Annotated in this window: 8 protein-coding genes; 7 read left to right on the top strand and 1 reads right to left on the bottom strand. The window is 68.3% G+C overall.

The features are described 5' to 3' along the window. The first annotated feature begins 64 nt into the window (after positions 1-64). From GYB83_RS04390 to GYB83_RS04360, 7 genes are all read left to right on the top strand, one after another. On the top strand, positions 65-607 hold the full coding sequence (locus GYB83_RS04390) for a hypothetical protein (protein WP_161894327.1): 543 nt from the start codon (positions 65-67) through the stop codon (positions 605-607). Between the two features lie 4 nt (positions 608-611). Continuing rightward, positions 612-1,589, top strand: a complete 978-nt coding sequence (locus GYB83_RS04385) for a cutinase family protein (protein WP_161894326.1) — start codon at positions 612-614, stop codon at positions 1,587-1,589. A gap of 122 nt (positions 1,590-1,711) precedes the next feature. Further along, positions 1,712-2,719: an LLM class F420-dependent oxidoreductase gene (locus tag GYB83_RS04380; RefSeq protein ID WP_161894325.1), complete on the top strand. Its 1,008-nt coding sequence runs from the start codon at positions 1,712-1,714 to the stop codon at positions 2,717-2,719. Between the two features lie 114 nt (positions 2,720-2,833). After that, the gene (fadD32, locus tag GYB83_RS04375) at positions 2,834-4,738 is read left to right on the top strand and encodes a long-chain-fatty-acid--AMP ligase FadD32 (RefSeq protein WP_161894324.1); all 1,905 of its coding nucleotides are present in this window, start codon (positions 2,834-2,836) and stop codon (positions 4,736-4,738) included. Positions 4,739-4,826: 88 nt separating this feature from the next. Continuing rightward, on the top strand, positions 4,827-10,052 hold the full coding sequence (gene pks13, locus GYB83_RS04370; RefSeq protein WP_161894323.1) for a polyketide synthase Pks13: 5,226 nt from the start codon (positions 4,827-4,829) through the stop codon (positions 10,050-10,052). A gap of 13 nt (positions 10,053-10,065) precedes the next feature. Beyond that, entirely contained in the window at positions 10,066-11,616 is a 1,551-nt protein-coding gene (locus GYB83_RS04365) for an acyl-CoA carboxylase subunit beta (RefSeq protein ID WP_161894322.1), read from the top strand. Positions 11,617-11,629: 13 nt separating this feature from the next. Then, entirely contained in the window at positions 11,630-11,947 is a 318-nt protein-coding gene (locus tag GYB83_RS04360) for a putative quinol monooxygenase (RefSeq protein ID WP_161894321.1), read from the top strand. On the opposite strand, the gene GYB83_RS04355 is transcribed toward GYB83_RS04360, so the two are convergent. Beyond that, positions 11,944-12,660 (bottom strand): VIT1/CCC1 transporter family protein, encoded by a 717-nt coding sequence (locus GYB83_RS04355; protein ID WP_161894320.1) that lies wholly within the window; start codon positions 12,658-12,660, stop codon positions 11,944-11,946. The two genes, GYB83_RS04360 and GYB83_RS04355, sit on opposite strands and share 4 nt — an antisense overlap. Positions 12,661-12,689 lie beyond the last annotated feature (29 nt).

Raw genomic sequence — 12,689 nt, 5'->3', positions numbered from 1 at the left:
GGCTTCGGCGCGGGAACGAGATGAGTCACCGGAACCGATGAATACGGCCGGTAAAGTCTCAAGCATGAGTGTGAAGTTCTTCCGCGTCCTGGCAACCGTCGGCGTCCTGCTGATCGGGGCTACTGCGTTGGCCGCGTGCAATGACTCCACGACCGCCAGTGCGCCGATCGGCACCGAGGCCGTGACGACCACGTCGATGGACCCGTCCGACGCGTCGTCGGGCCAGGCCGAGGCCTCCAGGGAGGCCGAGGACGGCGCGTCCAAGGCGAGCGTCTCCGTCCCGGCGACCAACCCCGACTCGTCGACGAAGGTTCCGGGCAATTTCCCCGGCGGCATCCCGACGCCGAGCGGCGTCCCGCTGACCGACAAGGAGAAGGCGTACCTCGCCGACCTCAAGCGTCAGAACGTCTCGTTCATGGGCGACACCGACAACAACGTCGCGCTCACCATGGGCGCCTACGTCTGCTCGCAGCGGTCCCAGAAGACGGACCCGACGATGATCAAGGCGTACATGCGCGCCGCGATCGGACCGATGGCGAAGAGCGAGGCCGACGCCGCAGTGAAGGCCGACAAGGTGATCGCCTCCGCCGACGCGAACCTCTGCTGATCGCGTGAGCCGCAACCGCACCTCACGTCGTCGGAAGCTCGGAACGTTCGCCCTCCTCGTCGGCCTGCTCGGCCTGATCGCGCTCGTCCTCGTGGCGGTTCTGGTGTTCGTTCTGCTCAGACCGTCGCCGACCCCGCCGGGTTCGCCGACGTCGCTGCCGCCGTCGAAGACCACGCAGCGTCCGAGCACGCAGCCCGCCGACTGCTCGGACGTGTTCGCTCTGGTCATCCCCGGAACATGGGAGTCGAAGGCGAACGACGATCCGTACAACCCGACCGCCAATCCGCGGTCGTTGATGCTCAAGGTCAGCTCCAAGCTGCGCGACGAGTTCCCGACGTCGACGGCGGACGTCTACACGCTCCCGTACAAGGCGCGGTTCCGTAATCCGACCAACCTCGCCGACCGGCAGGCCACCTACGACGACTCCCGCGCGCAGGGCAAACGCCGCGCCGTCGAGAAGCTCACCGCCGTGCACGCGCACTGCCCGCTCACGAAGTACGTCGTCATGGGCTTCTCCCAGGGCGCCGTCATCGCGGGCGACATCGCGTCCGACATCGGCAACGGCCGGGGCCCGCTGCCCGCGCAGGACGAAGACCTCGTCATCGGCGTCGGACTGATCGCCGACGGGCGACGCCAGTCGGGCCAGCAGAACGACGTCGGGCCGAGCCCGGCGGGAGTCGGAGCCGAAGTGTCGCTCGGCGGGTTCGGCAGCCTCGTCCCCGGGACGACGATGACCGGCTCGCGATCGGGCGGATTCGGGACGCTGCGCGACCGGACGTACTCGATCTGTGCGAAGGGCGACTTGATCTGCGATGCGCCGACCGTCACGAATCCGTTGAAGGCGATCGGTGACCTCGCTAACGCCGTGAACAATCCCGTCCACGCGATGTATGCGACGCCGAAGTACTGGACCTACCAGGGGAAGACGGCCACCCAGTGGATGCTCGACTGGTCGGCTGATCTGATCAGAGGAACGCGCTAGCACAGCGTCGGACGTGTCGAGTACAGTCGCGAGTTTGGGTTTCGACCCCCTGCCTGCGGTAATCTGCTCAGGTTGAGGCCTCGGCGCACGCCGGCGGCCGGACCGAGTGAGGAGACGCGTACGTGAGCACCCCCGACTCGTCGACGCATAACGCCGACGGGCTTCGCAAGTTCCGTTTCGGTGCAGGCGGCGAAGGCAACAAGGACGAGGGCGGTGCCCGCAAATTCGTGAAGCTGGCGCAGACCGCCGAGGAGTACGGGTACGACACCTTCGCGATCCCGGACCACTTGGGCAACCAGGTCGGCCCGCTCGCCGCGCTCGGAGCCCTGTCGCAGGCCACCGACACCATTCGTCTCGCGACGTCGGTGCTCGCCAACGGGTTCCGTCACCCGGCCATCCTCGCGAAGGAGGCGACGACGATCGACGTCCTGTCGAAGGGACGTCTCGAACTCGGCATCGGCTCCGGCTGGATGAAAGAGGAGTTCGACAAGGCCGGAATCGAGTTCGGAACCCCGGGTGAACGGATCCGCAGGCTCGACGAGGCACTGACGATCCTGGACCGTCTCATGCGCGGCGAGACCGTCGACTACGACGGCGAGTTCTACCAGATCAACGGACTGCAGGGCACCCCGCGCCCGCGTCAGGGGCCGCGTCCGCCCATCGCCGTCGGCGGCGGCGGACCCAAGATGCTGGCGCTCGCGGCCAAGCACGCGGACATCATCTCGGTGGCGACGGGCTCCACGAAGGACGGCCGGATGCGCCTGTCCGACATGACGATCGAGAAGACCGCTGAGCGCGTCGACCGCATCCGTCAGGCGGCGGGCGAGCGTTTCGAGCAGATCGAACTGAACTGGACCATCGCGACCATCGTCATCACCGACGACCGCGAGGCCACGGCGGAGATGGCGCTGCGCGCGATCGAGAGCGGGTACCCGCCCAACATCGCGATGGACGTCGAACTCACCGTCGACGACATCCTGGCGTCGCCGTATCTCGCTTTCGGCACGTTCGAGGAGATCGCGGACCAGATCCGCGAGGTGCGAAAGCGCACGTCGATGAGCTATGTCGGGATCTTCCCGACCCAGATGGATGCTTTTGCACCCGTCATCCCGATTCTCCGGGGAGAGTAGAATCATCAAGGTTTCACGTGCGCTGGGGGACGGATCATGCGGTTTGCGCATGACCGGGCACGCGACGAAGGCACACGGACCGCGGACTGATGTCGCGGACACAGGAGTTATTGGATGCTGAACACGGAACTCGAGGACTTCTTCGACGAGAACGGAGAGATCCGCTTCCCGGAGGACGCGACTCTCGTCGACTACGTCGAACAGAACGTCCGCCTGCACGCGGACACGCTGGCGTACCGCTTCATGGACTACAGCCGTGAACGCGACGGCGAGGCGATCGACCTCACGTGGGCGCAGTTCGGCAAGCGTCTGCGCGCCGTGGCCGCACGCCTGCAGCAGGTGACCAAGCCCGGCGACCGCGTCGCGATCCTCGCGCCGCAGTCCCTCGAGTACGTGATCGGCTTCTTCGCGGCCCTGTACGCGACCAATGTCGCGGTGCCGCTGTTCAGCCCCGACGAGCCCGGTCACACGGACCGCCTCCACGCGGTCCTCGGCGACTGCGAGCCGACCGCCATCCTGACGTCGACGAAGTCGGCCGAAGCGGTCCGCGACTTCTTCTCCGACCGTCCCGCGAAGGACCGCCCGCGCGTGATCGCCGTGGACGCCGTCCCAGACTCGGTCGGCTCGTCGTGGGTGCCGCCGGTGATCGGCGAGAACCACGAGATCGACTCGGTGGCCTACCTGCAGTACACGTCGGGTTCCACCCGTGTGCCCGCGGGCGTGGAGATCACGTACCGCGCCGTCGCCGCGAACTGCCTGCAGATCGCCGATTGCATCAACATCGACCGCGACTCGCGCGGCGTCACCTGGCTGCCGATGTTCCACGACATGGGCCTGCTGACGGTGATCCTGCCCGCGCTCGGCGGCAAGTACGTCACGATCATGAGCCCGCAGGCGTTCGTCCGTCGTCCGGGCCGCTGGATCAAGGAACTCGCCGCGGTCACCGACCACGCGCCGACCTATGCGGCGGCCCCGAACTTCGCGTACGAGCACGCGGCGGTCCGCGGTCTGCCCGCGGCAGGCGAGGAACTCGACCTGTCGAACGTCATCGGCCTGATCAACGGCTCGGAGCCGGTCACGGTCAGCTCGATGCGCAAGTTCAACGACGCGTTCGAACCGTACGGGCTCTCGCCCAAGGCCATCAAGCCCTGCTACGGCATGGCCGAGGCCACCCTGTTCGTGTCGGCCACCCAGCGCGAGGACGCGGCCAAGATCAGCTACGTCGACCGCCACGAGCTGAACAAGGGTCGCTTCGTCGCGATCGACCCCGACCACGAGGACGCCGTCGCGCAGGTCGCCTGCGGCCAGGTCGCGGTGAGCCAGTGGGCGGCGATCGTCGACCCGGAGACCGGAGCCGAGCAGACCGACGGCACTGTCGGCGAGATCTGGCTGCACGGCGTCAACATCGGCCAGGGCTACTGGAACAAGACCGACGAGACCCGCGAGACGTTCCACAACACGATCGACGCTCCGCTCACCGACGGCAGTCACACCGCGGGGGCTCCCGCCGACGCGCAGTGGATGCGCACCGGCGACTTCGGCGTCTGGTACGAGGACAACCTGTACATCACCGGTCGCGTCAAAGACCTGGTGATCGTCGACGGCCGCAATCACTACCCGCAGGACCTCGAGTTCAGCGCGCAGGAGTCGAGCACGGCGCTGCGCCCCGGCTTCGTCGCCGCGTTCGCGGTCCCCGCCAACCAGCTGCCTGCCGAGGTGTTCGAGCAGGGGCACAGCGGCCTGACGTACGACGCCGACGACGCGTCGGAGCAGCTCGTCGTGGTCGCCGAGCGCGGCCCGGGCCGTCGTACCGACCCGCAGGAGGTGGCCGACACGGTGCGCGCCGCGATCGCGGGCCGTCACGGCGTCATGGTGCGCGACCTGCTGCTGGTGCCCGCGGGCTCCATCCCGCGCACGTCGAGCGGCAAGATCGCGCGCCGCGCGACGAAGGCCGCCTACATCGACGGCACCCTGCGCGGCGGATACCAGCAGACCGCGTTCCCGGATGCAGGCGAATAAGAGAGCACTTCCATGCGAGCCCGGTGCGCGAAGGCGTGCCGGGCTTGCTTGCTACCAACGATCGAACCGATCAGTAGGCTGGTGAACGATGTCTGACAACACGATGCCCGAGAACCACGACGACACCGCAGGTGAGACGGCGGGCGACATGACCGTCGAGGAGCTGCAGGACTGGCTGCGCGCGTGGGTCGCGCAGGCCACCGGTCAGGCCGCCGACAACATCTCCGTCGACCGTCCGATGGAGGAGTTCGGACTGTCGTCCCGAGACGCGGTGGCGCTGGCCGCCGACGTCGAGGACCGCACGGGCGTCATCCTCACCGCCACCGTCGTCTACACGCACCCGACGATCGCGTCGCTCTCCAAGCGGATCATCGAGGGCGATCCCGACGAGGGACTCGACGTGGAGGCCGACCGCTTCTGGGAACGTGAACGCGACAGCGATGACGACATCGCGATCGTCGGCCTCGCGACCCGCTACCCGGGCGCGGGCGCCACCCCGGAGTCGACGTGGGACGCGCTGATCAACGGGGTCGACGGCATCTCCGACCTCCCCGACGACCGGTGGACCGAGTTCAAGGCCGATCCCCGGCTCGCGGAGGCGATCGAGAAGGGCAACGTCCAGGGCGGGTACCTCGACGACGTCACGGGCTTCGACGCCGACTTCTTCCAGATGAGTCCGCGCGAGGTCGAGATGGTCGACCCGCAGCAGCGTCTCACGCTGGAACTGACGTGGGAGGCGCTCGAGCACGCGCACATCCCGCCGTCGGACCTGCGCGGCGGCCAGGTCGGCGTGTTCATCGGCACGTCGACCAACGACTACCAGCTCCTTGCGACGATGGGCCTCGGCGACGGTGCGAGCGAGACGGCGGCGTACGCGCTGACCGGTACCGCCACGTCGATCATCGCGAACCGCGTCTCGTACTTCTTCGACTTCCACGGCCCGTCCCTGGCGATCGACACCGCCTGTTCGTCGTCGCTGGTGGCGGTGCACGAGGGCGTCCGCAGCCTGCGCGACGGCAGTTCCGACGTCGTCATCGCGGGCGGCGTCAACATGCTCATCACGCCCGCCGCGACACTCGGCTTCGACCAGATCGGCGCGATGGCGCCCAACGGTCGGATCAAGGCGTTCTCGTCGGACGCCGACGGCATGATCCGTTCCGAGGGCGGCGGTGTGTTCGTCCTCAAGCGCATGTCCGACGCGCGGCGCGACGGCGACACCGTGCTCGCGGTGATCGCGGGCTCGGCCGTCAACTCCGACGGCCGCTCCAACGGCATCTTCGCGCCCAACCCGGAAGCCCAGGTGGAGGTGCTGCGGTCGGCGTACACCGACGCCGCGATCGATCCGCGCACCGTCGACTACGTGGAGGCCCACGGCACCGGCACCGTGCTCGGCGACCCGATCGAGGCCGACGCGCTCGGCCGCGTGGTGGGACGCGGGCGCGACCCGCAGGCCCCGATGCTGCTCGGTTCGGCGAAGACCAACTTCGGTCACATGGAGTCGGCGGCGGGCGCGGGCGCCCTCGCCAAGGTGGTCCTGTCGCTGCAGAACGACGTCCTCCCGGCGTCCAAGAACTACGTGGGTCCGAACCCGTACATCCAGTTCGACGCGACGAATCTGCGCGTGATCACCGAGACGACCCCGTGGCCGCGCTACTCGGGGCACGCGATCTCCGGCGTGTCCGGCTTCGGCTTCGGCGGAACCAACGCGCACGTCGTCGTCCGCGAAGTGCTGCCGTCCGACCTCGTCTCCGAGGCCGCGGCGCCCGCGCCGGTCGAGGCGGCCCCGGTCGTCGACGACTACGACGATGACGAGGACTTCCTGACCGAGGCCGAGCGTGCCGTGCTGGCCGCGCAGGCCCGCAAACAGCCGGAGGCGGCTCCCGTCGTCGAGGCCGACCCGGCGGACGGTTTCGCTCCGGCGGCCGTGCCTGGCGCGGTCGTCCCGTTGGTGATCTCGGGCTTCCTCGCGTCTCGTCGTCGCAAAGCGGCCGCCGACTTGCTGGAATGGCTGGAGGCGGATGCGGGCGCGACGCCGCTCGTCGAGATCGGACGCGCTCTCGCGCACCGCAACCACGGCCGTACCCGGTCGGTGGTCATGGCCCGTACGCACGAGGACGCGATCAAGGGCGTCCGCGCCGTCGCCGAGGGCAAGGCGCTGCCGTTCGTCTACACCTGCGATTCGCCCGATGCGGCGTCGGCCGTCTGGCTGCTGTCCGGCTTCGGCTCGCAGCACCGCAAGATGGCGAAGCAGCTGTACACCGAGAACCCGGTGTTCGCGAAGTACGCGGATCGCGTCGACGCGCTGATCCAGAACGAGCTCGGCTACTCGATGGTCGAGATCTTCCTCGACGACGAGCAGACGTACGCGATCGAGACGGCGCAGATCGGCATCTACACGATCCAGGTGGCGCTCGCCGACACCATGCGTCACTACGGCGCCGAGCCGGGTGTCCTCGTGCCGCATTCGATGGGCGAGGCGTCGGCCGCGTACATCAGCGGCGGCCTGTCGCTGGAGGACGCGACCCGCGTGATCTGCCAGCGGTCGCGCCTGATGGGCGAGGGCGAGGCGATGCTGACCGGCGACGCCGTCCGCTACATGGCCCTAGTCGAGTACAGCGCCGACGACATCAACGACGTCCTCGTCGACTTCCCCGACCTGGAGATCTGCGTCTACGCGGCGCCGACCCACACCGTGATCGGCGGCCCCGGCCCGCAGGTGGACGCGATCGTCGCGCGCGCCGAGGCCGACGGCAAGCTCGGTCGGAAGCTGCAGACGAAGGGCGCCAGCCACACGTCCCAGATGGATCCGCTGCTCGGCGAACTGGCCTACGAGCTGACCGGCATCACGCCGCTGCGCCCGCAGACGGGCTTCTACAGCTCGGTGGACCGCGAGGTATTCTACCGCCCCGGAAACGAGCCGGTCCACACCATCGAGTACTTCCTCAAGGGGCTTCGCCACAGCGTGTGGTTCGCGCAGGCGATCGCGAAGTCGGTGGAGAACGGGCACCGTACGTTCGTCGAACTGTCGCCGAACCCGGCGGTCCTGATCTCGGTGGCGGCGACGACGTTCGGGGCGGGCGTCCACGACGCGGAGCTGATCGAGACGCTGCGCCGCAAGGAGGACGAGAGTCACGGCCTCGTCAACGCACTGATGAAGCTGTACGTGCACGGTCACCCGGTCGACGTCGCGTCGTTGTTCGGCAGCGGGCAGGGCGTCAAGTTCGCCGACATCCCGCGCACGCGTTTCGACCGCAAGCGGTACTGGCTCAACGCCGTCATCGCGGGCGGTTCGGGAGCGGGCACCGTTCCGGGTTCGCACGTCGGGCTGCCCGACGGCCGCCACGCGTGGGAGGTGAACGCCGCGGTCGTCACCGATCCTCGTGAGCTGGTCCTGGCCGCGGCCAAGCAGGTCCTCGGCGCGGACGCCGCGGTCGGCGCCACGCAGGCGTTCGCCGCGATCCCGACGTCGGGCACCGTCACCACCACGTTGACCGCTCACCCCGGCGGCGGTGCGATCACCGTGCACGCCGACGCCGCGGCAGGTCACACCCTGCTGTTCTCGGCCGCTGTCACCGGTGCCGCTGTCGCCGATGAGACTCCGGCCGCCGGTTCCCCGGATCCCAGCGCGGTGTTCGCCGACGACAAGGTCGTGGAGGAGCCCGAGATCGTCGACGACATCGGTGCGGGTGCGAAGTGGGATCCGGATTCGAGCGAGACCGTGGGCGACCGTCTCGCGGTGATCGTCGGCGAGTCGATGGGCTACGACCCGGAGGACCTGCCGCGCGAGATCCCGCTGATCGAACTGGGCCTCGACTCCCTCATGGCGGTCCGCATCAAGAACCGCGTGGAGTACGAGTTCGACATCCCGCAGTTGCAGTTGCAGGCGATGCGTCAGGCCAATCTGGCCGACGTCGAGAAGTTCGTCGCCTTCGCGGTCACGCACCGCGACCAGCTCGACGACCTCTCGTCCCGCACCACCGACGGCGGCGAGCTCGACACCGCCGCGCTGAACGCCTACATCGATGAGCAGTTGGAGAAGGATGCTCAGGCCCCCCAGCCCAATCCCTCCCCGGCGGTGGAGCCAACTTCAGTCGTCGAGCCTTCGCCGGTCGTCGAGCCTTCCCCGGTCGTCGAGCGCAGTCGAGACGCGGACGCGACCGCGCCCGACATCCACGACCAGGCGGCGGTGGCCGACGCGGCGGGTACGGACGTGCCTCCGCGCGACGCGGCGGAGCGTCTGACGTTCGGCGCGTACGCCGTGGTCACCGGCAAGTCGGCAGGCGGCATCTTCAACAAGTTGCCGGTGCTCGACGAGGAGACCGCGCAGAAGCTGACCGATCGTTTGAACGAGCGGACCGGCGGCGAGGTGGACATCGAGGACGTCCTCGACTCGGAGAGCATCGAGGAGTTGTCCGACTACGTCCGCCAGCAGATGGACGACGCCGCGGACATCGACGGCTTCGTCCGCTACCTGCGAGTCCCGACGAAGGACGGCAAGCCGCAGCATTCGTTCTCGCGTGAGGCGGGCGACCCGACCCCGATGCTGGTGTTCCACCCGGCAGGCGGCAACACGTCGGCGTACGAGGCGCTGGTGAAGCGTCTGCCCGAGGATCTGCCGGTGGTCGGCTTCGACCGTGTCGAGGGCACCATCGAAGAGCGTGTGACCCAGTACCTGCCGAAGCTGCGTGAGGTGCAGCCGCACGGACCGTACGTCCTGGTCGGCTGGTCGCTGGGCGGTGCACTCGCCTACGGCGCCGCGCAGATGCTGGCGTCGCAGGGCGAGGAGGTCGCGTTCGTCGGTCTCATCGACGTGGTCCGGCCCCGCGAGGACGTCGCCGACACGCCAGCCAACAAACGGGCCCGTCTGGAGAGGTGGAAGGACTTCGCGGTCCGCACGTACGGTCTGGACGAGAACATCCCGATCCCGATGGATCGTCTGATGGCGGCCGACGACAACGAGCAGTTCGCGATCATCATGGAGATGATGTCGATGTCGGATCAGAAGATCCCCGGCGGCATCATCGAGCATCAGCGGACGTCGTTCATCGACAACCGGGTGCTGACCAACATCGATCCGACGCGGTACGACGGCAAGGTGGTCCTGTATCGCGCGGACAAGATGCACGACGGCGCGATCGAGTTGGAGCCGCAGTGGGCGGAGATCGACGAGGACGGCCGGTGGGGTGAGGTCGTCGAGGATCTGGAGATCCTGCACATCGGCGGCGACCATCTGGGCATTGTGGATGAGCCGCACGTCGCGAAGGTGGCCGCGGATCTGGCGCGCCGCGTCGCCGACCTGAGCGCTGACAAGTAGAACTGGAGACGCCGTGACCGACACGACTGCTGGCAAGCTCGCCGACCTGCGCGAGAAGCTCGAACTGGCGAAGGAGCCGGGCGGTGAGAAGGCCGTCGCCAAGCGTGCGAAGAAGGGCATCTTCTCGCCGCGGGCGCGTCTGGAGATGCTGTTCGATCCGGGGACGTTCGTCGAGGTCGGGGCGTTGGCGAAGACGCCGGGCTCGTCGGAGACGGGCTACGGCGACGGCGTCGTCACCGGTCACGGTCTGGTCAACGGGCGTCCGGTGGCCGCGTTCTCCCACGACCAGACGGTCATGGGAGGCACGGTCGGTGAGATCTTCGGCCGCAAGGTCGCGGCGTTGATGGAGTGGGCGGGCAAGCTCGGCTGCCCGATGGTCGGCATCAACGACTCGGCGGGCGCCCGCATCCAGGACGCCGTCACCTCCCTCGCCTGGTACGCGGAGATGGGGCGACGCAACGATCTGCTGTCGGGTCTGTCGCCGCAGATCTCGGTGATCCTCGGCAAGTGTGCGGGTGGAGCCGTGTACACGCCCGCCAACACCGACGTCCTCGTCGCCGTCGAGGACAAGAGCTACATGTTCGTCACCGGGCCCGACGTGATCAAGCAGACGACGGGCGAGGAGATCTCGGCCGAGGATCTGGGCAGCGCCCACAATCAGGCGCGGTGGGGCAACATCCATCACGTCGCCGAGGACGAGAAGGCCGCGTTCGAGTGGGTCCGCGAGTACCTGGAGTACATGCCGTCGAGCACCCATGAGCAGCCGCCGGTCATCAACCCGGGTCTCGAGCCGGAGATCACCGAGTCGGATCTGACGCTCAACGAGTTCATGCCCGACAACGACAACGCGGGCTACGACATGCGGGACATCATCCTGCGCCTGTTCGACGACGGTGCGTTCCACGAGGTGTCGGAGATCTTCGCGCCGAACATCTTGACGGGTTTCGCGCGTGTCGACGGGCACAGCGTCGGCATCGTCGCCAACCAGCCGAGCGTGATGGCCGGGACGATCGACACCGACTCGTCGGAGAAGGCGACCCGGTTCGTCCGGATCTGCAACGCCTACAACATCCCGCTCGTGTTCCTCGTCGACACGCCCGGCATCCTTCCCGGCCTGGCGGAGGAGCAGAAGGGCACGATCCGCCGGTCGGGCAAGTTCCTCTTCGCGTATGTGGAGGCCGACGTCCCCAAGGTGACGGTCGTCCTGCGCAAGGCGTACGGCGGCGCGTACGCGGTGATGGGGTCCAAGCAGTTGGGCGCCGACGTCAACTTCGCGTGGCCGACGGCGAAGATCGCCGTGATGGGCGCCGAGTCGGCGGCCGCGATCCTGACGCGGAGGCAGACGGAGGGACTCAGCGCCCACGACGCGGACAAGGTGCGTTCGGACTTCATCGCGTTCTACAACGCGATGATGGCGACCCCGTACCTGGCGGCCGAGCGCGGCTACGTCGACGCCGTCATCGAGCCCGCGGAGACTCGCCTGCAGCTTCGCCGGGCCCTCGCGCAGCTGCGAGACAAGCAGATCCTGCGCAACCCGCGCAAGCACTTCCTGATGCCTATCTGACCGGGAGGTCGTCGTGTACTTCATCGTCGTCAAGTTCGCCGTGAAGCCGGAGAGCGTCGAAGCGTTCCCGGACGCGGTGGCGGAGTTCACCGCCGCCACCCGGGCAGAGCCGGGCAACCTGTGGTTCGAGTGGTCGCGCAGTCTCGATGATCCGAACGAGTTCGTTCTGGTCGAGGCCTTCACCGACGACGGCGCTGGTCCCCACGTGTCGAGCGATCACTTCGCGGCGGGCCTGGAAGCGATGCGACCGCATCTGGTGTCGACGCCGCGCATCATCTCCCGCCAGGTCGACGGCGACGGCTGGGACGCGATGGGCGAGCTGCAGGTCTAGCCCACCACCTGCCCGAACGCGAGGCCGATGCCGTAGGTGACGGCCATGGCGACCGCCCCGCCGATCACCATGCGCAGGGTGGGGCGCAGGGGATGGGACTTGCCGAGATAGGCGCCAAGGGCGCCGGTGGCGGCGAGTGCGACGAGGACCGCGACGAATGTGACGGGGATGCGCCACGTCTCGGGCGGCAGCAGGATGGCGATCAGCGGCAGCAGAGCGCCGACGGTGAACGAGATCGCGGACGACGCCGCGGCCTGCCACGGGTTGGTGAGGTCGTGCGGGTCGATGCCGAGTTCCACGTTGGCGTGGGCGGCGAACGCATCGTGCTCGGTGAGTTCGGCTGCGGCGTCCCGCGCGGTGTCCTCCGACAGCCCCTTGCCGACGAGCAGCTGGGCCAGTTCGTCGAGTTCGGCGTCGGGCTGATTGGCGAGTTCCCACTGCTCCTTCGCGAGGAGGGCGGTCTCGGTGTCGCGTTGGGTGCTCACCGAGACGTATTCGCCGAGCGCCATCGACACGGCGCCCGCCGCGAGTCCGGCGACGCCTGCGGTGAAGATCGGACCGCGGTCGGCTGTCGCCGCGGCCACTCCGACGACGATGCCCGCTGTGGAGACTATGCCGTCGTTCGCGCCGAGGACGCCTGCCCGGAGCCAGTTGAGTCGATTGGCGAGCCCGGTCGCGTGCGGTTCGTGCGGGTGAGTCGCGTCGGTGGTCATGCCGTCAATAGTGGCCGTCGGATCGGTTC

It is taken from the genome of Gordonia spumicola (genome assembly GCF_009932475.1).
Classification (GTDB): Bacteria; Actinomycetota; Actinomycetes; order Mycobacteriales; family Mycobacteriaceae; genus Gordonia; species Gordonia spumicola.
This window is presented reverse-complemented; position numbering and strand designations above follow the sequence as displayed.